19 protein-coding genes are annotated in these 20,755 nt (G+C 73.9%); 13 read left to right on the top strand and 6 right to left on the bottom strand.

Going from position 1 to position 20,755, the window contains the following annotated elements:
- The first annotated feature begins 122 nt into the window (after window positions 1–122).
- Both ctaD and ACIRBY_RS15215 read left to right on the top strand, forming a co-directional pair.
- Window positions 123–1,811 carry a cytochrome c oxidase subunit I gene (gene ctaD / locus ACIRBY_RS15220; protein ID WP_403901135.1) on the top strand — a complete coding sequence of 563 codons (1,689 nt, stop codon included), beginning with the start codon at window positions 123–125 and terminating at the stop codon, window positions 1,809–1,811.
- Entirely contained in the window at window positions 1,808–2,344 is a 537-nt protein-coding gene (locus tag ACIRBY_RS15215; protein WP_403900850.1) for a hypothetical protein, read from the top strand. Before ctaD ends, ACIRBY_RS15215 begins: the two co-directional genes overlap by 4 nt.
- Before the next feature lie 397 nt (window positions 2,345–2,741).
- Here ACIRBY_RS15215 and ACIRBY_RS15210 read toward each other — a convergent pair whose 3' ends face one another.
- Window positions 2,742–3,302 carry a TetR/AcrR family transcriptional regulator gene (locus ACIRBY_RS15210; protein WP_403900848.1) on the bottom strand — a complete coding sequence of 187 codons (561 nt, stop codon included), beginning with the start codon at window positions 3,300–3,302 and terminating at the stop codon, window positions 2,742–2,744.
- Window positions 3,303–3,415: 113 nt separating this feature from the next.
- Between ACIRBY_RS15210 and ACIRBY_RS15205 the strand changes: the two genes are divergently transcribed.
- The 7 genes from ACIRBY_RS15205 to ACIRBY_RS15175 all read left to right on the top strand — a co-directional run bounded on the left by ACIRBY_RS15205 (window position 3,416) and on the right by ACIRBY_RS15175 (window position 12,204).
- A complete protein-coding gene (locus ACIRBY_RS15205; RefSeq protein ID WP_403900846.1) occupies window positions 3,416–4,069 on the top strand; it encodes an FMN-dependent NADH-azoreductase in 654 nt (217 codons plus the stop codon).
- Window positions 4,066–4,389, top strand: a complete 324-nt coding sequence (locus ACIRBY_RS15200) for a DMT family transporter (RefSeq protein ID WP_403900844.1) — start codon at window positions 4,066–4,068, stop codon at window positions 4,387–4,389. The genes ACIRBY_RS15205 and ACIRBY_RS15200 overlap by 4 nt, the downstream gene beginning before the upstream one ends.
- Window positions 4,390–4,809: 420 nt before the next feature.
- Complete coding sequence (locus tag ACIRBY_RS15195) at window positions 4,810–6,342, top strand: aldehyde dehydrogenase family protein (RefSeq protein WP_403900842.1); 1,533 nt, start codon at window positions 4,810–4,812, stop codon at window positions 6,340–6,342.
- The gene (locus ACIRBY_RS15190; RefSeq protein WP_403900840.1) at window positions 6,339–7,949 is read left to right on the top strand and encodes a GMC family oxidoreductase; all 1,611 of its coding nucleotides are present in this window, start codon (window positions 6,339–6,341) and stop codon (window positions 7,947–7,949) included. The genes ACIRBY_RS15195 and ACIRBY_RS15190 overlap by 4 nt, the downstream gene beginning before the upstream one ends.
- On the top strand, window positions 7,946–9,106 hold the full coding sequence (locus tag ACIRBY_RS15185; RefSeq protein ID WP_403900838.1) for a glycine betaine/L-proline ABC transporter ATP-binding protein: 1,161 nt from the start codon (window positions 7,946–7,948) through the stop codon (window positions 9,104–9,106). The genes ACIRBY_RS15190 and ACIRBY_RS15185 overlap by 4 nt, the downstream gene beginning before the upstream one ends.
- Before the next feature lie 70 nt (window positions 9,107–9,176).
- Window positions 9,177–11,234, top strand: coding sequence for an ABC transporter permease subunit (locus ACIRBY_RS15180; RefSeq protein ID WP_403900836.1), 2,058 nt, complete (start codon window positions 9,177–9,179; stop codon window positions 11,232–11,234).
- Window position 11,235: 1 nt separating this feature from the next.
- Window positions 11,236–12,204, top strand: a complete 969-nt coding sequence (locus tag ACIRBY_RS15175; protein ID WP_403900834.1) for an ABC transporter substrate-binding protein — start codon at window positions 11,236–11,238, stop codon at window positions 12,202–12,204.
- A gap of 103 nt (window positions 12,205–12,307) precedes the next feature.
- Here the strand turns inward: ACIRBY_RS15175 and ACIRBY_RS15170 are convergent, their stop codons facing one another.
- Window positions 12,308–13,333, bottom strand: coding sequence for a hypothetical protein (locus tag ACIRBY_RS15170; RefSeq protein WP_403900832.1), 1,026 nt, complete (start codon window positions 13,331–13,333; stop codon window positions 12,308–12,310).
- An 88-nt stretch (window positions 13,334–13,421) separates the two neighbouring features.
- Here ACIRBY_RS15170 and ACIRBY_RS15165 point away from each other — a divergent pair, with 88 nt between their 5' ends.
- From ACIRBY_RS15165 to ACIRBY_RS15155, 3 genes are all read left to right on the top strand, one after another.
- On the top strand, window positions 13,422–14,354 hold the full coding sequence (locus tag ACIRBY_RS15165; RefSeq protein WP_403900830.1) for an AraC family transcriptional regulator: 933 nt from the start codon (window positions 13,422–13,424) through the stop codon (window positions 14,352–14,354).
- 87 nt (window positions 14,355–14,441) lie between these two features.
- On the top strand, window positions 14,442–15,299 hold the full coding sequence (locus tag ACIRBY_RS15160; RefSeq protein WP_403900828.1) for a carbohydrate-binding protein: 858 nt from the start codon (window positions 14,442–14,444) through the stop codon (window positions 15,297–15,299).
- Window positions 15,300–15,417: 118 nt separating this feature from the next.
- Window positions 15,418–16,305: a hypothetical protein gene (locus ACIRBY_RS15155; RefSeq protein WP_403900826.1), complete on the top strand. Its 888-nt coding sequence runs from the start codon at window positions 15,418–15,420 to the stop codon at window positions 16,303–16,305.
- 99 nt (window positions 16,306–16,404) lie between these two features.
- Here ACIRBY_RS15155 and ACIRBY_RS15150 read toward each other — a convergent pair whose 3' ends face one another.
- Window positions 16,405–17,073, bottom strand: coding sequence for a TetR/AcrR family transcriptional regulator C-terminal domain-containing protein (locus ACIRBY_RS15150; protein WP_403900824.1), 669 nt, complete (start codon window positions 17,071–17,073; stop codon window positions 16,405–16,407).
- A 137-nt stretch (window positions 17,074–17,210) separates the two neighbouring features.
- On the opposite strand from ACIRBY_RS15150, the gene ACIRBY_RS15145 reads away from it, so the two are divergent.
- A complete protein-coding gene (locus tag ACIRBY_RS15145) occupies window positions 17,211–18,242 on the top strand; it encodes an NAD(P)-dependent alcohol dehydrogenase (protein ID WP_403900822.1) in 1,032 nt (343 codons plus the stop codon).
- Between the two features lie 114 nt (window positions 18,243–18,356).
- Here ACIRBY_RS15145 and ACIRBY_RS15140 read toward each other — a convergent pair whose 3' ends face one another.
- From ACIRBY_RS15140 to ACIRBY_RS15130, 3 genes are all read right to left on the bottom strand, one after another.
- The gene (locus tag ACIRBY_RS15140; RefSeq protein ID WP_403900820.1) at window positions 18,357–18,809 is read right to left on the bottom strand and encodes a hypothetical protein; all 453 of its coding nucleotides are present in this window, start codon (window positions 18,807–18,809) and stop codon (window positions 18,357–18,359) included.
- 173 nt (window positions 18,810–18,982) lie between these two features.
- On the bottom strand, window positions 18,983–19,156 hold the full coding sequence (locus tag ACIRBY_RS15135; RefSeq protein WP_403900818.1) for a hypothetical protein: 174 nt from the start codon (window positions 19,154–19,156) through the stop codon (window positions 18,983–18,985).
- A 197-nt stretch (window positions 19,157–19,353) separates the two neighbouring features.
- Window positions 19,354–20,592, bottom strand: a complete 1,239-nt coding sequence (locus tag ACIRBY_RS15130) for an alpha/beta hydrolase family protein (protein WP_403900816.1) — start codon at window positions 20,590–20,592, stop codon at window positions 19,354–19,356.
- Between the last annotated feature and the right edge of the window lie 163 nt (window positions 20,593–20,755).

Here is a 20,755-nt window from a genome sequence, read left to right as displayed (position 1 = left end):
TGTCGGCGGCGAACGCACCCGTTTGATCATGTTCCGGCGGCAGTCGGCCTGCCGTCGCCCGGGACGGGCTCCCGTGCGCAGCGGAGCGGATGCAGATGGGGAGGCCCTGTCCGGTGGACACGGTGCGTGGTGACGAGGTGGCGACCGCGGGGCGGCCGCCCGCAGCCGGCGGGGCGCCGGCGCGGGCGGACCGCCCGACGTGGGTGGAGTGGCTGACGACCACCGACCACAAGAAGATAGGCACGATGTACCTGGTCTCGGCCTTCTTGTTCTTCATCGTCGGCGGCGTCATGGCCCTGGCCATGCGCGCCGAACTGGCCCGGCCGGGTACGCAGATCATGTCGAACGAGCAGTTCAACCAGGCGTTCACGATGCACGGCTCGATCATGCTGCTGCTCTTCGCCATGCCGCTGTTCACCGGCTTCGCCAACTGGATCATGCCGCTGCAGATCGGCGCGCCCGACGTGGCCTTCCCCCGGCTGAACATGCTGGCCTTCTGGCTCTTCCTGTTCGGCTCGCTGATCGCGGCCGGCAGCTTCCTCACCCCGCAGGGCGCCCCGGACTTCGGCTGGTTCCTCTACGTGCCGCTCTCGGACGCCACCCACTCCCCCGGCCTCGGCGCCGACATGTGGATCATGGGTGTGGCCCTCTCCGGCTTCGGCAGCATCGCCGGCGCCGTCAACTTCATCACCACGATCATCTGCATGCGCGCCCCCGGCATGACGATGTTCCGCATGCCGATCTTCACCTGGAACGTGCTGCTGACCGCGCTTCTGGTGCTGCTGGTCTTCCCGGTGCTGGCGGCGGCGCTCTTCGCCCTGGAAGCGGACCGCAAGTTCGGTGCACACGTCTACGACCCGGCCAACGGCGGCGCGCTGCTGTGGCAGCACCTCTTCTGGTTCTTCGGCCATCCCGAGGTGTACATCCTGGCGCTGCCGTTCTTCGGCATCGTCTCCGAGGTGATCCCGGTCTTCTCGCGCAAGCCGATGTTCGGCTACATCGGTCTGGTCGCCGCGACGATCGCGATCGCCGGCCTCTCGGTGACCGTGTGGGCGCACCACATGTACGTCACCGGCGGTGTGCTGCTGCCGTTCTTCTCCTTCATGACCTTCCTGATCGCGGTCCCGACCGGTGTGAAGTTCTTCAACTGGATCGGCACCATGTGGAAGGGCTCGCTGTCCTTCGAGACCCCGATGCTCTGGACGGTCGGCTTCCTGGTCACCTTCACCTTCGGCGGTCTGACCGGCGTCATCCTGGCCTCGCCCCCGATGGACTTCCACGTCTCCGACTCGTACTTCGTCGTCGCGCACTTCCACTACACGCTCTTCGGCACCGTGGTGTACGCGATGTTCGCCGGCTTCCACTTCTGGTGGCCGAAGTTCACCGGCAGGATGCTGGACGAGCGGCTGGGCAAGATCACCTTCTGGACGCTCACCCTGGGCTTCCACCTGACCTTCCTGGTGCAGCACTGGCTGGGCGCCGCGGGCATGCCGCGCCGTTACGCGGACTACCTGGCCTCGGACGGCTTCACCACGCTCAACGCCCTGTCCAGCATCGGCTCGTTCCTGCTCGGCCTGTCCTTCCTGCCGTTCTTCTACAACGTCTGGAAGACCGCCAGGTGCGGGAGGAAGGTCGAGGTGGACGACCCCTGGGGGTACGGCCGCTCGCTCGAATGGGCGACCTCCTGCCCGCCGCCCCGCCACAACTTCCTGGTGCTGCCGCGCATTCGCTCGGAGTCGCCCGCCTTCGACCTGCACCACCCGCGGATCGCCGCCGTCTGCGCCGGTACGGCCACGCGGGAGGGGGAATGACCGGCTCTGCGGTGGTGCCCGTGCTGGGTCTCGCCGCGGTGACGGCCGCGGGGTGCGTCTGGTACGTACCCTCGCTGGCGGAGCTGCGGGCGGGCGCCGACCGGCCCGCCTCGCGCAGGCTCGCCGCCGCGGGCTGTCTCGTCGGCTGGTCCGCGGTCGCCCTGCTGGTCCCGCTGCTGTCGGCGCCCGGGTGGGCGTTGCCCGGGGCGGCGGTGGCGGTGGCGGGCGCGGCGGCCACCGTGGTGCTGCGGCTGCTCGCGGTGGCGGTGCGCCGCCGCGAGGAGCGGGAGGCGGCGGCCGACTGGGCGGCGCTTCGGCTGCCGGACCCGCTGCCCGGGGACGGCGGGGACCGGGCCGCTTCGCCGGGCCGGGTGGCGGCCGGGCTGGGCCTGGCGCTCGCCGCCGGGCCGGCGCTGGTGCTGGGCGCGGCCGCCCTGGGGGCCGGGCCGGCGGCGCTGCTGCTGGGGCCGGCGGTGCCGGTGGCCGCCGTGGCGGCGGTGGCGGCGCGGGCCGCCCGCCGGCCGAGGGGCTGAGAAGTCCGGGCCGAGGCAGCCGGCGCCTGCGAGCTCCCGCTGGCGGCACCCGGCCGGGGCTCCTTCCGGCCTCTCGTACGGGGCTCCGGCGGTCGGAAACCGCCCGCCGGGGCAGGGGGGCCGCCAGCAGGGGCCGGGGGGCCGCCAGCAGGGGCAGGGGGCCGCCAGCAGGGGCCGGGCCCGCGCCAGGACGGCACCGCCGCCCGGCCGGGACCGCGCCGCCGCTCGGCCGGGCCCGGGCCGCCGGGCCGCCCGCCGGGGCAGGGGGGCCGCCAGCAGGGGCAGGGCCCGCGCCAGGACGGCGCCGCCGCCCGGCCGGGACCGCGCCGCCGCCGGCCGTCCCGCGGCGGCGGCGCGGCGCCCGGCGGGAAGCGTCCGGTGCGGTCCGCGGGGCCGTTCAGCCGGACGGCAGCACGCCCGCCAGTCGCCCCAGCGCCGCTTTGATCCGGTCCGGTGTCACTCCCTGCGCGCGCTGCTGGAGGAAGACCTCCGGCGCCAGCGGCGCCAGCAGGGCGTCCACCAGGGCCTCCGGGTCCGGAGTGCCGGACTCGCGCAGCAGGACGAGGACGTGGACGCGCCAGAAGCCGTACGCGCCGACCGTGAAGCGCCTCTCGCCGGTCTCGGCGCCGAGCACCAGGTGGCCGTGGGTGTCCAGCAGGTCGACCATGGCGGCGTAGAAGGCGGTGAGCCGCTCGGCCGGCGGCGCGCCGGGGCCCAGGGGCGGGGCCCCGCGCAACAGCTCTTCCTGCAGGCGGCGTTCGTGCTCGTCGAGGAGGGCCGCCGCGATGGACGTGACGTCCGGGTAGCGGCGGTAGAGCGTGCCGCGGCCGATGCCGGCCGCCCGGGCGATGTCCTCCATCGTGACCGACCGCGGATCACCGGCGGCGAACAGCTCTGCGGCGGCGGAGAGCACCTTGGCCCGGTTGCGGGCGGCGTCCGCGCGTTCCCTCGTCCCCATGGCACCCCAGCCTACAGGAATAACCGGACGCCCTGTCCGGTTGAGCCCCTCGCCGGGTATAACTGGACGCCGCGTCCGGTTACCGTTCCGGCCGATACCGAGGGGTCCCCGTCATGACCACACTGCTGCATCTCGACGCCAGCGCCCGCCGCCGGTCCTTCAGCCGGGAGGCCGGTGACGCCGTCGCCGCCGCCTGGCGCGCCTCCCACCCGGAGGGGGTCCACCTCCACCGCGATCTGGCCAGGACGCCCGTCCCGCAGATCGGCGAGGCGTGGACCGAGCTGTGCGACTACGTCCTGGAGCACGGGATCACCGACCCCGCGCGCTACCGCGAAGCCGTGCGCACCCCCGCGCAGGAGGCGGCCTGGGCCGTCGTCGAGCCGCTGCTGTCCGAACTCGTCGCCGCCGACGTCGTACTGATCGCCACGCCGATGTACAACTACTCGGTCCCGGCGTCCCTGAAGGCCTGGATCGACCAGGTCACCTTCCCGCGCATGTCCCTCGCGGGACGGCGGTTCGTCGTGGCGTACGCCCGCGGCGGGGCGTACGGCCCGGGCACACCGCGCCACCCGTACGACCACCAGGAGCGCTACCTGCGCGACTTCTTCACCGGACACTTCGCCGTGCCGGAGGAGGCCGTGACCTTCCTCGGCACCGAACTGGCCAACTCCCTCACCGATCCGGCCCTCGCCGGACGGCGCGGGGCGCACGACGCGTCCCGCGCGGCCGCGCTGGAAGCCGCCCGCACGACGGGAGGGTCCCTGTGAACTGGCTCCTCCTCGTCGCCGCCGGCCTGGTGGAGGTCGCCTGGTCGCAGAGCATCAAACCGACGGCCGGGTTCACCCGCCCGCTGCCCACGCTGCTCTGCTTCGCACTCGCCGCCGTCGCCGTCTACCTGCTGTCCCTGGCGATGGAGGGCCTCCCGGTCGGCACGGCCTACGCCGTCTTCACCGGGATCGGCGCGGCCGGAGCCATCACGCTCGGCGCCGTGGTCCACAGGGAACCGGTGACCCCGGGCCGCTTCCTCGCCCTGGCCCTGATCATCGCCGGCGTGGCCCTGTCCCACGCGACCTCCCCGGCCGAGTAGGGAGCCCCGGCCCGCCACGGACCGCCCCGCCGGAGTGCGCCGAAGGCCCACGACCTGACGGCGCACTCCGGACCGTGCCGTGTCACACCGGGGACGCGGACTCGACCGCTACGACCAAGCCCCACATCACCGCCCGCGAACCGGCGCGGGTCGTAACGCTCCCGTCCAGCCACCCGTGCGCCTGGAAGGGGCACGACCCGCGCGTGGCCGAACGAGTGGGCCGCGGCCGCGACGAGGTCGATTCCTGTCGTGAATGTCCGATTGCGTTCAGATATGCCCAGTGAAGTGGATCACTCTCCGGGCCGTCTTCCACATGCTTCCGGGAGGCGGGGGCAGCCGGGCTTCCGGGCGGCCGGCAGGTCGCTCTGGTTCTCCGGGCGACCGACGGGGGACCCGAAGGAACGAAAGGCAATACCCGACGTGACCGCAGCACAGCAGACCATCCACGTGGGCGGCGAGTGGCGCGCAGCACTCTCCGGTGACACCCGCCGGATCATCGACCCCGTCGACGCCACCGCCTTCGCGGTCGTCGCCGAGGGCGATGTCCGGGACACCGACGACGCGGTGGCCGCCGCCCGCGCCGCCTTCGACGCGGGCACCTGGCCCCGTACGCCGGTCGCCGAGCGCGCAGCCCTGCTGCGCCGCGTCGCCGACCGGCTGGAACGCGATCGGGAGCGGATCGGCGCCCTGGAGAGCCGGGACGCGGGCAAGACGCTGGAGGAGGGCCGGACCGACGTCGACTGCGTGCGCGACGCCTTCCGCTACTTCGCCGACCTGGTGGAGGAGGAGAGCGCGGAGCGCGTCGTCGACGCCGGTTCGCCGGACGTCCGCAGCGTGGTCGTCCACGAGCCGGTCGGCGTCTGCGCCCTGATCACCCCGTGGAACTACCCGCTCCTCCAGGCCAGCTGGAAGATCGCGCCGGCCCTCGCCGCCGGCAACACCTTCGTCATCAAGCCCAGCGAGATCACCCCGCTGAGCACGGTCGCCCTGGTGGAGCTGCTGCTGGAGGCCGGGCTCCCGCTGGGCGCGGCCAACATCGTCACCGGTCCCGGGCACACCGTGGGCGCGCGGCTCGCCGAGCACCCCGGCGTCGACCTGGTCTCGTTCACCGGCGGGCTCGCGAGCGGCACGAAGGTCGCCCGGGCGGCGGCCGACAGCGTCAAGAAGGTCGCGCTCGAACTGGGCGGCAAGAACCCCAACATCGTCTTCGCGGACGCCTGCGCCACCCCCGAGGGCTTCGACACCGCCGTGGACCAGGCCCTCAACGCCGCGTTCATCCACAGCGGCCAGGTCTGCTCGGCCGGCTCCCGCCTGATCGTCGAGGAGCCGCTGCGGGACCGGTTCGTCGCCGAACTGTCCCGCCGGGCCGGGCTGATCCGGCTGGGCCGCGGCACCGACCCCGGCGTCGAGTGCGGGCCGCTGGTCTCGGCCGCCCAGCGGGAGCGGACCGAGGAGTACGTGGCCTCCGCCCTCGCCGAGGGCGCGGTGCTCCGCGTCGGCGGGGTCCGGCCGCAGGGCCCGGGCTTCTTCTACCGGCCCACCGTCCTCGACCGCTGCCACCGCGGCATGCGCGTGGTGCGCGAGGAGGTCTTCGGCCCGGTCCTGACCGTGGAGACCTTCCGCACCGAGGAGGAGGCCGTCGCCCTCGGCAACGACACCGAGTACGGCCTGGCCGGCGCGGTGTGGACCTCCGACGAGGAGCGGGCCGGGCGGGTGGCCGGGCTGCTGCGCCACGGCACCGTCTGGATCAACGACTTCCACCCGTACCTGCCGCAGGCCGAATGGGGCGGCTTCGGCAAGTCAGGCATCGGCCGCGAACTCGGCCCCGCCGGCCTCGCCGAGTACCGCGAGGCCAAGCACGTCTACCGGAACCTCTCCCCGCGTCCCGTCCGCTGGTTCGCCGGCGGACAGGACGACGGCGCACGCGGCGAGCACCAGAAGGACCAGGCATGAACCACCACCCCCACACGCACGACCCCCACACGCACCACCCCCACCCGTACGACCCGCACGCCCGCCACGAGCCGGACGCCCCGCTCGACGGGCAGGTGTACGACTACGTCGTCGTCGGCGGCGGCACCGCCGGTTCCGTGATCGCCTCCCGGCTGACCGAGGACCCCGCGGTCAGCGTGGCCGTCATCGAGGGCGGGCCCAGCGACGTCGGCCGCGAGGACGTCCTGACCCTGCGCCGGTGGATGGGGCTGCTCGGCGGCGAACTGGACTACGACTACCCCACCACCCGGCAGCCCCGCGGCAACTCCCACATCCGGCACAGCCGGGCGCGGGTGCTGGGCGGCTGTTCCTCGCACAACACGCTCATCTCGTTCAAGCCGCTCCCCTCCGACTGGGACGAGTGGGCCGAGGCCGGGGCCGAGGGCTGGGACGCTGCCTCCATGGACCCGTACTTCGACCGGCTCCGCAACAACATCGTCCCGGTCCACGAGGACGACCGCAACGCCATCGCCCGGGACTTCGTGGAGGCGGCGCAGGACGCCCTCGGCGTCCCCCGGGTGGAGGGGTTCAACAAGGGGGCCTTCCACGAGGGTGTCGGCTTCTTCGACCTGGCGTACCACCCGGAGGACAACAAGCGGTCCTCGGCCTCGGTCGCCTACCTGCACCCCTTCCTGGACCGGCCGAACCTGCACATCGCCCTGGAGACGTGGGCGTTCCGGCTGGAGCTGGAAGGGACCCGGGCCACCGGAGTGCACGTGCGCACCGCGGACGGCCGGGAGCACGTGGTGCGGGCCCGCCGCGAGGTGCTGGTGTGCGCCGGGGCCGTGGACTCGCCGCGGCTGCTGCTGCACTCGGGCATCGGACCGCGGGCGGACCTGGAGGAGCTGGGCATCCCGGTCGTGCACGACCTGCCGGGGGTCGGCGAGAACCTCCTCGACCACCCGGAATCGGTCATCGTGTGGGAGACGAACGGTCCGATACCGGAGAACTCCGCGATGGACTCGGACGCCGGGCTGTTCGTCCGCCGGGATCCGGCGGCTCAGGGGCCGGACCTGATGTTCCACTTCTACCAGGTGCCGTTCACCGACAACCCCGAGCGGCTGGGCTACGAGCGCCCCGCCCACGGCGTGTCGATGACCCCGAACATCCCCAAGCCGCGCAGCCGCGGCCGGCTCTACCTGACGAGCTCCGACCCCGGGGTCAAGCCCGCTTTGGACTTCCGGTACTTCACCGACGAGGACGACTACGACGGCCGGACCCTGGTCGACGGCATCAGGATCGCCCGGCGGATCGCGGCGGCCGAGCCGCTGGCCGGCTGGCTGCGGCGCGAGGTCTGCCCGGGCCCGGAGGTCACCTCCGACGAGGAGCTCAGCGCGTACGCCCGGCAGGTCGCGCACACCGTGTACCACCCGGCCGGGACCTGCCGGATGGGCGCCGAGGACGACGCGCTCGCCGTCGTCACCCCCGATCTGAGGATCCGGGGCCTGTCCGGCGTCCGGATCGCCGACGCGTCCGTCTTCCCGACCATGCCCGCCGTGAACCCGATGATCGGGGTGCTGATGGTCGGGGAGAAGTGCGCCGAACTGCTGGGAGGTGCCCGCCGATGAGCCGGAACACGAGACGTCCGGGGACCCGGCCCGAGGGCCGGCCGGAGAGCGGGCCGGCCGCCGGACGCGCGGGGGACGGGCCGGGGGCCGGCTCCGCGCCCGCGTCCGGATCCGAGTCCGTCTTCGCCGTGCGGAACCTGTGGAAGGTCTTCGGGCCGAAGGCCGGACGGGTCCCGGCCGATCCGGAACTGGCGTCGCTGGACGCCGCCTCGCTGCGCGAGCGGACCGGCTGCACGGCCGCCGTCCGCGACGTCTCCTTCGACGTGCGCAAGGGCGAGGTGTTCGTGGTGATGGGCCTGTCGGGTTCCGGCAAGTCGACGCTGGTCCGCTGCCTGACCCGGCTCATCGAGCCCACGTCGGGCAGCCTCTCCATCGACGGCGAGGACGTCCTCGGCATGGACCCGGCCCGGCTGCGCGAACTGCGCCGCCACCGGGCCGCGATGGTCTTCCAGCACTTCGGGCTGCTGCCGCACCGGACCGTCCTCGACAACGTCGCCTACGGCCTGGAGATCCAGGGCGTGGGCCGCGGCGAACGCCGCGAGCGCGCGGCGGGGTTCGTGGCGAAGGTCGGCCTGGAGGGCTTGGAGCGGCGCCGGCCCGGGCAGCTGTCCGGCGGCCAGCAGCAGCGGGTGGGACTCGCCCGCGCGCTCGCGGTGGACCCCGAAGTACTGCTCTTCGACGAGCCGTTCAGCGCGCTCGACCCGCTGATCCGGCGGGACATGCAGGAGGAGGTCGTCCGGCTGCACCGCGAGGAGGGCCGCACCATGGTGTTCATCACCCACGACCTCGGCGAGGCGCTGCGGCTCGGCGACCGGATCGCGCTGATGCGCGACGGCCGGATCGTGCAGCTGGGAACGCCCGAGGAGATCGTCGGCTCCCCCGCCGACGACTACGTCCGCGACTTCGTCCGGGACGTGCCGCGCGAGCAGGTGCTGACGGTCCGCTCGGCGATGCGCCCGGCGCGGGCCGAGGAGACCGGGGCCGGGCCGGCGCTGGCACCGACCGCGACCGTCCACGAGGCCATCGAGGCGGTCGCCCGCACCGGGGAGAACGCGCGGGTCGTCGAGAACGGGCGGTGCCTGGGGGTGGTGGACCAGTCGGCGCTGCTGGGCGTGGTCGCCGGGGTCCCCGCCGCGGACGGGAAGGCGGTGGCCTGATGCACTCCCCCGGCACCTGGCCGCCGCCGGGCGGCGGCACACGGGTCCCCGGCCCGGGGCGGTGGGGCCGATGAGCGCCACCGCCGCCTCCGCTCCCACCGACCGTACGGCGCCGCCCGGCGCCGGCCCTGCCGCCGCGGCCGGACAGCCCGGCTCCGGCGGCGGCACCCCGAGGGCGGGCTCCGGCGCGGACTCCGGTTCCGGCGCCGCGCGGGCCCCGCTGCGGCGCCGCCGCGTCCCGCTCGTCGGTGCGGGCACGGCGCTCCTGCTCGTCCTGGGCGCCGTCCTGCTCGGCGGCGGCAGCTGGCCGGGCGGGCTCACCGTGGACGTGTCGGGGCCGCTGGAGCGCGCCGGCGACTGGATCATCGACAACCGCGACGGCCACCCGCTCTTCCTCTACTTCCTCGGGCACGTCAGCAACGCCGTGGTCGTCTCCGTGCGCGGCGTGTACCTGCTGCTGCTCGCCCTCGGCTGGGCCGGGGTGACCGCCGCCGCCGGCCTGGCGGCCTGGCGGCTCGCGGGGGTGCGCCTCGCCCTGGTCTCCGTCGCCGCATGCGCGGCGTGCGGACTGCTCGGCATGTGGGTCCCCACCCTGCAGACCCTCGCCCTGATGGTGGTGGCCGTCCTCGCGTCGGTGCTGGTCGGCGCGCTCCTCGGGCTGGCCGCCGGCCTGTCCGGGCGGATGGACCGCCTGCTGCGCCCGGTGCTCGACACCATGCAGGTGCTGCCCGCCTTCGCCTACCTGCTGCCGGTGGTGCTGGTCTTCGGCATCGGCGTGCCGGCCGCGGTCCTGGCGACCGTGGTGTACGCGGCCCCGCCCATGGCCCGCCTCACCGCGCTCGGGCTGCGCGGCGCGGACGCCGGGGTGCTGGAGGCCGCAGCCTCCCTCGGCGCGACCGGCCGGCAGCGGCTGCTGACGGCCCGGCTGCCGCTGGCCCGCAAGGAGCTGCTGCTCGGCGTCAACCAGTCGATCATGATGGCGCTCGGCATGGCCGTGATCGCCTCGGTGATCGGCGCCGGCGGTCTCGGCGACCGGGTCTACCAGGCGCTGGCCTCCGTGGACGTCGGTGCGGCGCTCGCCGCGGGCGTGCCGATCGTGCTGCTCGCCGCGGTGCTGGACCGCGTCACCGCCGCCGCGGGCGCCCGGATCGGCTCCGCTCCCGCCCGCCCGGCCGGACCCGGCCGCGCGGTCGCCCCGGCGTCGGCCGCCCTGGTCGCCGCGATCGCCGCGGCCGGTCACCTCACCGGCCGGCCCGACTGGCCGCGGGCGTGGACCGTGGACACCGCCGGGCCCGTCAACCGGGCCGTGGACTGGATGACCGCGCACCTGTACTCCGGGGTACCCGTCGTCGGCGGCACCGCCGACTGGGCCTCCCACTTCACCACCGGGGTGCTCAACCCGCTGCGCTCCGGCCTCCAGTGGCTGCCCTGGTGGTCGGTCCTGCTGGCGGTCGGCGCCCTCGCCCTGCTCATCGGCACCTGGCGGACCGCCGCCACCGCGGTCCTGGCGATGGCCGCGATCGGTGCCCTCGGCGTGTGGGGGCCGGCCCTCGACACCCTCTCCCAGGTGCTGGCCGCGGTCGCCGTGACCCTGCCGCTCGGCTTCGCCCTGGGCGCGGCCGCCGCGCGCGGCGCCCGCCTGGACCGTCTGCTGCGGCCCGTCCTCGACGTCTTCCAGACGATGCCGCAGTTCGTCTACCTCATCCCGGTGGTCGCGCTGTTCGGCGTGGGCCGCGCCCCGGCCGTCGCCGCGGCCGTGGTGTACGCGCTGCCCGCGGTGGTGCGGATCACCGCGCAGGGCCTGCGGGCGGTCGACCCGGGCGCGGTGGAGTCCGCGCGGTCCCTCGGGGCGACGGCGCGCCAGCAGCTGTTCCAGGTCCAGCTGCCGCTGGCCCGGCCGGCGCTGCTGCTGGCCGTCAACCAGGGCGTGGTCCTGGTCCTGGCCGTGGTCGTCATCGGCGGCCTGGTGGGCGGCGGCGCGCTCGGCTACGACGCCGTGTTCGGACTCGCCCGGGGCGACCTGGCGACCGGTCTCGTCGCCGGTGCCGCGATGGTCTGCCTGGGCCTGGTGCTCGACCGGGTCACCCAGCCGACGGAACGCCGCACCCGCACCGGAAAGGGGGCCTGAGATGGCCCGTACCCGTATCGCCGCCCTGGCCGCCGCCGCGGCCCTGACCGTCGGGGCCGGACTCACCGGCTGCGGCGCCGCCGACATGACCCGCCAGTCCTCCCCGTTCGCGGACACCGGGGGGTCCCGGACGCTGACGCTGTCGGTGCAGTCCTGGGTGGGCGCGCAGGCCAACGTCGCCGTCGCCGAGTACCTGCTGGAACACGAGCTCGGCTACCACGTGGACACCGTGCAGATCGACGAGGTGCCGGCCTGGGACGCGCTCAGCCAGGGCCGGGTGGACGCCATCCTGGAGGACTGGGGGCACCCGGAGCAGGAGGAGCGGTACATCGACGGGAAGGGCACCGTCGCCCGGGGCGGCGACCTGGGGGTCACCGGGCACATCGGCTGGTTCGTGCCGACGTACTTCGCCCGGCAGCACCCGGACGTCACCGACTGGAGGAACCTGGACAAGTACGCCGAGCAGTTCCGCAGCGCGGAGAGCGGCGGCAAGGGGCAGCTGCTCGACGGCTCCCCGTCGTACGTCACCAACGACAAGGCGCTGGTGAAGAACCTGGGCCTGGACTTCCAGGTGGTCTTCGCGGGCTCCGAAGCGGCCCAGATCACGCAGATCAGGCAGTTCGCCAAGGAGGAGAAGCCGTTCCTGACCTACTGGTACGAGCCGCAGTGGCTGTTCCGGAAGGTGCCCATGACGGAGGTGAAGCTGCCCGGGTACGAGAAGGGCTGCGACGCCGACGCGGAGAAGGTGGCCTGCGCGTACCCGCACACGCCGCTGCAGAAGTTCCTCAACGCCCGGTTCGCGAAGGACGGCGGTGATGCGGCCGCCTTCCTGAAGAAGTTCCGCTGGACGACGGAGATGCAGAACGACGTCGCGCTGATGATCGCGGAGGAGAAGCTGCCCCCGCAGGAGGCGGCGGCCCGCTGGGTGAAGGAGAACCGCCCCACCTGGCAGTCCTGGCTGCCGTCCTGACGGCGCCCGGCTGCCCCTGAAGCCGGCCGGCTCACACCGGCCGGCTCACAGCGGCCGGCTCACAGCGGCCGGCTTCAGGGGCGGTGGTCAGGACCGCCGCCGGCTACCCGGCGGGACTCCACCTCGGCGCCATCCACCTCTGGTCGGCCAGCGCATCCGAAGCGGGCGGCGCCCCGTCCGGCACGGCACCGGCTGCCCGGTCACGCGCTTCGGCGTCGTCGACCCGCCGGAGCAGCTCGTGCGTGAGCCCGTCCTGGTACGGCGTGCACTGGAGCTGCGGCGGCGGAGCCATGTCGCCGAAGGACTCGGCGAACGCGTGCGGAAACCGAGCCAGTTCCAGCAGCGTCCGGTTCGCCGCGTCGTCGCCCACGAGGCCGGGCGCGAGGGCCGCGCAGACCCGGACGCCGGTGTGCGGGCTGGCCAGCCAGGGGCGCGTGTCGCCGCCGAGGCGGCCGACGGCGATCAGCGCGGTAGCCAGGCCGTGCGGGGTATCGGCGGCCCGGGCCACCGAGGTCAACCGCCGCACCAGCGCCGGGCGCTGCGCCGCGGCCGACGGATGCCGGGCCAGTACCCCGACGGCCGCGGCCGCACAGGCCCTGCGGCTGCCGCGCTCCGACGCGAGGTGGGGCAGCGCGCACCGCAGGAGCGGGGGAGCCAGGTCGAAACAGCCGAGTGCCGCCTGGTCCAGGACGAGTTCTCCCCGTTCCGTGCCGTCCTGCCACATCCGGACCCGGGCGTCGGCATCGGCCGACAGGTAGCGGGCGGTCCAGGCCCGCGACTGCGCCGCACGGCTCTCGACCCGGGCGCGGGTCTCCGCCGCCCGGCCGCCCAGGTCGCCGGCGACACCGACCGCATGCAGGTAGGCGAGCAACCCGTCCGGCAGCGAGGGATCGTCGGACCCGAGGGACGGATCGTCCAGGAGTCCGGCGACGAGCCGCGCGGTGGGCGCCGTCGAGGGCCAGGCCTTGCCCTCTCGGCGCAGCGTGGCCGACCAGAGGTGGGCGTACCCGTCGGCGGACGCCCGCGCATCGTCACCCGGGAGCGCCGCCACGTGCCGCGGGGTATCGGAGGCCGGCCCGAGGCCGTGGAACAGCCCGGACCAGTCCACGTCATCCATGCGATCGTCCACGACCGGGATGGTGTCACAGCACGGACGCCGGCGACGGACGGCCGTGACGGGTCTGTACCTGCCGGAGGGCGGGTCGGAGACTGCGGGGATGGACCGGCTCCGGAACACCCGCCTCCCCGACCTGCCCCTGCACCACCTGGAGGTCCCCCTCCCCCACCTGCTGCCCTTCGCGATCGGGACCTTCGACACCATCGGCCCGCTGTCGCGCGCCGCGTTCCCCCACCGGCACACCTTCTACGAGATCGTCTACGTGACCGGCGGGAGCGGCGCGCACGTGCTCGACCTGGTCCGCCGACCGGTGGAGCCCCCGCAGCTGTGCGTGATCACCCCCGGCCAGGTCCACCACTGGGCCGAGGCGGACGGACTCACGGGACACGTGGTGCTCTTCCACGAGGACTTCCTCCTGCCCCACGCGGACGACGCGTCCGCCCTGCGGATGCTGGCCGGCCGGCCCGGGCACCCGGCCGGTGACCAGGCCGCGCCGATCGCCGCGCTCCTGGCCGACATGGGCGGAGAGTACGGGGCCCTGCGGTCCGGATACCGGAACGTGCTGCGGGCCTGCCTGCACATCCTGATCGCCCGGGCGTCACGGACCCTCGACCGGACCGGCGCTCCACCGGACGCACCGGCTCCGGGGCGCGACCGGGCCGCGGAACTGGCCGCGGCCTTCGGCCGCCTGCTCTGCGAGCCCGGTGGAGCGGGGCGGTCGGTCGGCTGGTACGCACGGGAGCTCGGCATGTCCACCGGGCACTTCCAGACGCTCGTGCGGCGGGCCACGGGCCGCTCGCCCGGCAGCCTGATCCGCCAGCAGCGGACGCTGGAGGCGAAGAGGCTGCTGTCCGGCACGGACATGACCATCCGCCGCATGGCGCACCTGGCCGGCTTCTCGGACCCGGCGTACTTCTGCCGGTTCTTCAGGAGGGAGACGGGGATGTCGCCGGGCGAGTTTCGGAGTTGGGCCTGCCGAAATCACCACGATCCCCGGATCGAGTCCATCGCCGCGCCCCCGGACGGCCCGTAGGTTGGCTGCTGGCCGCGAGCGGACCGGGGTCCGCCCGGGACGCCTCGCCCCCACCCACCCCCCATCCGTCCACGCGAGGAGGCCTCGATGCCCGCGCCGAAGGAGCCCACCGCAACACCGGAGCCCGCAGGAGACGAACGCCGGGTCAGCCGCAAGACCGTCCTGCGCGCGGCCGCCGCCCTCGGCGCCGCCCCGCTGCTGATCGGGGGACCGGTCGCACTCGCCCGCGCACAGCCGGCCTCGGGCAGCGCCACCACCCTCGCCCCCACTCCGGACTGCCACGACGGCGACGAGCCGACGGTGGAACAGATGGAGGGCCCGTACTTCAAGCCCGACTCCCCCCTGCGGAACTCCCTGGTCACGAGCGGCACACCGGGAACCCGGCTCACCGTCACCGGATACGTCTTCGGGCGCGCCTGCCGCCCGATCCCCGGCGTACTGCTGGACTTCTGGCAGGCGGACCACAACGGCGCGTACGACAACAGCGGCTACGGCTTCCGCGGGCACCAGTTCAGCACGGCGCAGGGCTCCTTCAGCCTGACCACCATCGTTGCGGGGCTCTACCCCGGGCGCACCCGCCACCTCCACGTCAAACTCCAGGCGCCCGGGGGCCGGGTGGTCACCACCCAGCTGTACTTCCCGGGCGAGCCGCGCAACGGCACGGACACCCTCTTCGACAGCCGCCTGCTGATGAACCTGCGCCAGGCCGGACCCGGCCAGGAGGGCACCTTCGACTTCGTCCTGGACGTGTCCCAGGACCCGACCACCCCGCCGACCACTCCCCCGCCGACGACCCCGCCCACGGGTGCCTGGACACCGGGCCGCGCGTACCGGGCCGGCGACGGGACCACGTACGCGGGACTCCCCTACCGCTGCCTCCAGGCACACACCGCAGCCACCGGCTGGGAACCCCCGAACGTCCCGGCCCTCTGGCAACGCCTCTGAGCCCCCCGTCCGGCCGGGACCGGTGAACGAGCGGGTTTGACGGACCGTGTAGAAAGAGATTTCGAACGACCGGTGACAACCGCCTGGTCGGAGCCACTTTCCCTGGGGGGAACCCGTCATGCGCACCCACGCGCTCCGAAGAACCTTCGTGTCCCTGCTCGTCGTGTCCGCCTCGGCGACGCTGGTGCCCGCCGCGGCCGCCCCGGCCTCGGCCGCGCCGGCCCAGTGCCGCGGACCGCAGAGCGGCGTCCTCGCGACGCTCTACCCCGGCCAGCGCCTGGAGGCGGGGGCCCGCCTCGTGGACAGGGTGAGCACCACCGAACTGGTCATGCAGCCCGACGGCAACCTGGTGCTGTACGCACTCGGCACCCCGGGCGGCTACAAGCTCCCCCTGTGGGCCAGCGGCACGCACGGCAACCCCGGCGCCTACGCCACCATGCAGGCGGACGGCAACTTCGTCGTCTACAAGAAGGGCGGCGGCAACGGCCTGGGCGGCGCCCTCTGGCACACCGGGACGTACGGCAACGGGGGCACGGGAAGCGTCAAGGCGTCCCTGCTCGGCGGCGAGTTCCTCGTCGAGGGCCGCAGCGCCACCCGGTGGTCCACCCGCAGCTCGGAGCGGCAGGCCTGGCTGTGCTCGGACGCCGCGACGGCCGCGGAGGGCTGGTGGACGGGCAACTGGGCCCAGTCCGCGACCGTGTGGCTGGTCCTCCAGCAGGACAACAACCTCGTCATGTACCGCAAGCGGGACGGCAAGGCCATCTGGAGCAGCGGCACGTACGGGGGTGGCCGCCGGGTGACCCTGCAGATGGCGCCCAAGGACCGCGGGGACCTGACCCTCGTCGAGGAGGGCCGCACCACGGTCCGCTGGCGGACGGGCACGGCGAACAACTCCGGTGCCTACGCCCTGCTCCAGGACGACGGCAACTTCGTCGTCTACAAGAAGGACGGCGGCCCGGGCAAGGGCGGCGCCCTCTGGCACACCGGAACCTACAACAAGGTCTGACCGGCCCTACGGTCCGCGCCTCCTGGGCGGGCGGCACGACCCGCCCGCCCAGGGGGCCGTCCGGCCGCGTCGGATCCCGATGCCGCGGGCGCCGCCCGCTCAATGGCCTCCGGCCTGCCGGAGGCCGTCGAGGATCAGGTCCAGTCCGTACGCGAACTCGTCGCCGAAGCAGTAGCCCGGCCGCATGACGTGGGCGGTCGCGATCTCGGCCAGGTACGGGTACTCACCGTCGCCGAAGCCGCTCATGATGGCGTCCGCCAGGTCGGCGGTCTCCTCGGGCGACCCGAACGGCAGGCCCTTCTCCTGCAGGGCGAACCCGTAGATATAGCTGTCGAGGACCGAGACGGCGTGCGCGGTCATCGCGAGGGAGAACCCTCCTCTGCGCAGGCAGCCGAGAACGGCGTCGTGGTGACGCAGCGTGGCCGGCCCCGGCGTGGACCGCGACTCCATCAGCCCGATCGCCCAGGGATGGCGCGCCAGCGCGAGGCGCATGTCGATCGCCCGCCGTCGCATCGCCGGCCGCCACTCCTCCGACGGGGCGGGCAGTTCGATCTCGCCGAAGACCAGGTCGACCATGCCGTCGAGGAGGTCCTCCTTGTTGGCCACGTGGTTGTACAGGGACATCGCCTCGACTCCGATGGCCTCACCGAGCTTGCGCATGCTGAGCGTGGCCAGGCCGCCCGCGTCGGCGAGCCCGACGGCGGCGTGCAGGACACGCTGCCGGGTGAGCGGCTCGCGGGACTGCGGACGGGTGCTGCGCGGGGCCATGGCGGACGGTCACTCCCTACTCGTCGGTTCGCATCATTGACGAGCTTACGGCGTAAGTGCTCTACTTACGCCGTAAGTCGCATACTTACGCCGTAAGTAGCGCGCGACGGGACAGGGACAGGACAGGGACTGGGGCCATGGAGAACACGAGTCGGCCTGCGACGACCGCAGGCGCAGCGGAGACGATGACGGCCGTCCTCCAGGACCGCTACGGCACCGAGCCGGAAGCCGTGCTGCGCACGGCGCACCTCGCCCGGCCCCGGATCGGGCCGGGAGAGGTACTGGTGCGGGTGCGCGCCTCCAGCGTGGACCGGGGCACCTGGCACCTGATGGCCGGACGGCCCTACGCGGTCCGCCCGGTGAGCGGCCTGCGCAGGCCGAAGCTCCCCAACCCCGGCCGCAACGTCGCCGGTGTCGTCGAGTCGGTCGGCTCCGGGGTGACCGCCTTCGCACCCGGCGACCAGGTGTACGGGACGGCGGTCGCCGCCTTCGCCGAGTTCGCGGCCACGCGCCCCGACAGGATCGCCCCCAAGCCCGCCGGACTCACCTTCGAGGAGGCGGCGGCGGTACCCGTCAGCGCGCTCACCGCGCTCCAGGCGGTCCGTGACCGGGGCAGGATCCAGGAGGGCCAGAGCGTCCTCGTCACGGGGGCCTCCGGCGGCGTCGGCACCTTCGCCGTACAGCTCGCCCACGCCTGCGGCGCCCGGGTCACCGCCGTGGCGAGCACCGCCAAGCTCGACGCCGTGCGGGCGCTGGGCGCGGACCGCGTGATCGACTACACGCGCGAGGACTTCCTCGCCGAACCCGGACGCTACGACGCGATCATCGACATCGCGGGCAACTCCGGCCTGCGCAGCCTCCGGCGCGCCCTCACCCCACGGGGCCGGCTGGTCATCACGGGCGGCGAGACCGACGGGCTCTGGCTCGGCGGCACCGACCGGCAGATCCGCGCCCAGGCGCTGTCCCCCTTCACCCGCCGGCACCTCGGCACCTTCATCGCCTCCGAGCACGCCGACGGGCTGCGCGACCTCACCGCCCACTTCGACGCGGGCACCCTCAAGCCCGTCGTCGACCGCGTCTACCCGCTCGCCGAGACCGCCGCGGCCATCCGCCACCTCCTCGACGGCCGCGCCACGGGCAAGGTCTCGCTGACCCTGCCCGCCGACTGACACGGCCCGCCGCCGGTGCGGACGGCCGCCCCGCCCCGGGACGTCCGTACGAAGGGCCCCGCCGGACCGTACCCGGTCCGGCGGGGCCCTTCGTCGTGCCGTGCTCCGGAGCGGTCAGTCGCCGGTGTTGGTGGCCCAGACCGGCTGGTTGCTGCCGTTGTAGACGACGACGTTGCCGTCGTCCTGGACGGCCAGGTACTGGCCCTTGTGCCAGGTGCCGGCGGCCCAGACGGGGTTGCCGTTGCTGTCGTAGACGACGAAGTTGCCGTCCGCCTGGAAGACCGCGCTGTTGGCCTTGGGCCAGACGCCCGGCGCCTGCCAGGCCGCACGGCCGTCCTTGTAGAGGACGAAGTTGCCGTCGCTCTGGACCCGCAGGACGGTCCGGCCGTTGCCGGACGTCCACGCCTGGTTCTTGTGGAGGGTGGAGCCGCCGGAGAAGTGGGCGTCGCTGCGCGCGGCGGACGCGGCGGGCGCGGACGAGGCGTCGGCGGCCGGGACGGAGGCGAGTACGGGCAGGAGGGCGAGAGCCAGCGCGGGGAGACCGCGCCGCACGAAGTGCTTGATCATGGAACGAAGTTGTAGTCGCGCCGCGTTCCGGGCCGACAGTGAAGAAACGACGCGCTCACCCATCCGGTCGAGCACCTTCAGTGCCGAAACGCCACTTCAGCTCCTCGCCGTCTCGCCCTCCGCCACTTCAAACCAACGAAAAAGCCCCTCTACGGCGTAAAACCGCCCCTGGCTCAGCTCTCGGCGTCGCCCATCCGCTCGAGGCTCCAGCGGACCATGATCTCGGCAACGGCGGGGTAGCGCTCGAAGAGCTCCTCGTCGGTCAGCTCCACCTCGGCTCGCGTCGACGTCGTGCGGACGGCGGTGCCGTTCGGCAGGGTCATCGCTCTCGTGTGGAACTTGCTCACGGGACCTCCAGCGCTCGCGTAGCCGAGGCGATCACGATCCGTCCGACCGGAGGCCTGCGTCAACCCTTCCGGAGGAATTTATTCCGGGGAGCGCACCACGCTCGCACAAGGGCTGAAGGATGTTACGGAGGGCTCCCTTCTCGCCGCTGTCGGTGGGGTGTTGGGGGCCGGACCGGTGCGGGTGGAGACGCCCGGACTCACCGGTCGCCGACGAACGCCACCGCCGGGAAGGCCGGCGACGGTCCGTCGAGGAGGTGGCTCCGGCGGTGGCGCAGGTGCTCGTCGAAGAACGCGAGCGGGTACGCCTGCTGGATCTTCACCGCCTGGTCGGGATCGAGGGTGCCGATCACCTCCTGGAGCTGCTGTCCGCTCCAGCCGAGCAGCTTGGCCACCTGCGGGAACAGCGCCTCGTTGTCGCCGTACGAGACGTGGGCGGCGCCTTGGGCCTGGAGGTTCAGCCGCCGGCCGCGCAGGTGCGACCAGAACGCCTCGGCCTCCGGGTCCGTGGCCCGGGTGAACACGGCGGACATCATCATGAAGGGCCGGTCCAGGTCGCCGGCCAGCGGCGGGTTCATCTGCATCGGGCCGTCGAGGCTGATCCCGGCCCGGATGCGCTCGTCCGCGAGCGCGGCGCAGGCGGTGGCCGTCCCGCCCTTCGACCAGCCGAACGCGCCCGCGCACCGCGGGTCGAGGGAGCCGAGCAGCCCGGCCGGGAGTTCCCTGCGGTCGACGTCGGGGTTGCACCCGGCGGCGAGCTGCTCGACGCAGTCGAGGACGAAGCGCACGTCGGCGGCGAAGTCTGCGGGCAGCGTCGGCGCCCGCCGGTCGCGCAGCGGGACGCCGATCCGGCCGTCGGGGAACTCGGTGTACGTGTCGTACTGGTGGGCCACCGTCACGGCCGCGTATCCGTGGCTGGCGAGCTCTTGGACGATGACGGTGTGGTCGCCCTGGTGGCTGTGCGCGCCGTGGGAGAACACGACGACGGGCAGCCGTCGGCCCGTGCGCCGCACCGGAGCACCCACGTGGCCGGCGGTGAGCGGCCCCAGGGGGGCCAGACCGGCGAGCCCGACGTCGGTGAGGAACGCCCGGAACGCTCCTGCCGGCATCCAGGGCGCCACCGGGTACCGCTCGACGTCGCGGGCGGGGTACCAGACGGTGGCCATCAGCTCGCGGAAGTGCCCCGGGCCCGCGATGTCGTCCGGGCGCGACCGGTCGACGAGGTGCAGCTGGACCGTGCCCACCGGATACGGCCCGGTCGGCTCGGGCAGGACGAGCCGCGCCGGGTCGGAGGCGGCCGCGGCCGGAGCGGCCCACGCGGGGCCGACGGCGGCGGCGAGCGGCACGGCGGCCCCGGCCGCCAGCGCGGCTCCCATCATGCGGCGGCGCGTCATGCCCTTCCGGCTGCCGAACGGCGTGCTGAACGGCGTGGTGATCAAGTTGCCCTCCCCTGGTGACGGATCGTCGATCGTGCCGCGACGGTGAGCTTGTCGGCACGAAGGGAACCCTGCCAGGGACCCTTGCGCGCGGCATCGGCCCACGGGCTTACGCCCCGGGGCTAAGCGGCCCGGGCGGGAGAAAACCCCTTGTCGGGGGCGGAGG

Origin of the sequence: Streptomyces sp. NPDC096136 (assembly GCF_044763325.1) — a bacterium.
Lineage (GTDB): Bacteria > Actinomycetota > Actinomycetes > Streptomycetales > Streptomycetaceae > Streptomyces.
This window is presented reverse-complemented; position numbering and strand designations above follow the sequence as displayed.

Excerpts from the sequence above, each read along its gene's own strand:
- ACIRBY_RS15215 (WP_403900850.1), top strand. The coding sequence starts at position 1,808 with ATGACCGGCTCTGCGGTGGTGCCCGTGCTGGGTCTCGCCGCGGTGACG.
- ACIRBY_RS15210 (WP_403900848.1), bottom strand. The coding sequence starts at position 3,302 with ATGGGGACGAGGGAACGCGCGGACGCCGCCCGCAACCGGGCCAAGGTG.
- ACIRBY_RS15205 (WP_403900846.1), top strand. The coding sequence starts at position 3,416 with ATGACCACACTGCTGCATCTCGACGCCAGCGCCCGCCGCCGGTCCTTC.
- ACIRBY_RS15190 (WP_403900840.1), top strand. The coding sequence starts at position 6,339 with ATGAACCACCACCCCCACACGCACGACCCCCACACGCACCACCCCCAC.
- ACIRBY_RS15185 (WP_403900838.1), top strand. The coding sequence starts at position 7,946 with ATGAGCCGGAACACGAGACGTCCGGGGACCCGGCCCGAGGGCCGGCCG.
- ACIRBY_RS15180 (WP_403900836.1), top strand. The coding sequence starts at position 9,177 with ATGAGCGCCACCGCCGCCTCCGCTCCCACCGACCGTACGGCGCCGCCC.
- ACIRBY_RS15175 (WP_403900834.1), top strand. The coding sequence starts at position 11,236 with ATGGCCCGTACCCGTATCGCCGCCCTGGCCGCCGCCGCGGCCCTGACC.
- ACIRBY_RS15165 (WP_403900830.1), top strand. The coding sequence starts at position 13,422 with ATGGACCGGCTCCGGAACACCCGCCTCCCCGACCTGCCCCTGCACCAC.
- ACIRBY_RS15160 (WP_403900828.1), top strand. The coding sequence starts at position 14,442 with ATGCCCGCGCCGAAGGAGCCCACCGCAACACCGGAGCCCGCAGGAGAC.
- ACIRBY_RS15155 (WP_403900826.1), top strand. The coding sequence starts at position 15,418 with ATGCGCACCCACGCGCTCCGAAGAACCTTCGTGTCCCTGCTCGTCGTG.
- ACIRBY_RS15150 (WP_403900824.1), bottom strand. The coding sequence starts at position 17,073 with ATGGCCCCGCGCAGCACCCGTCCGCAGTCCCGCGAGCCGCTCACCCGG.
- ACIRBY_RS15145 (WP_403900822.1), top strand. The coding sequence starts at position 17,211 with ATGGAGAACACGAGTCGGCCTGCGACGACCGCAGGCGCAGCGGAGACG.
- ACIRBY_RS15140 (WP_403900820.1), bottom strand. The coding sequence starts at position 18,809 with ATGATCAAGCACTTCGTGCGGCGCGGTCTCCCCGCGCTGGCTCTCGCC.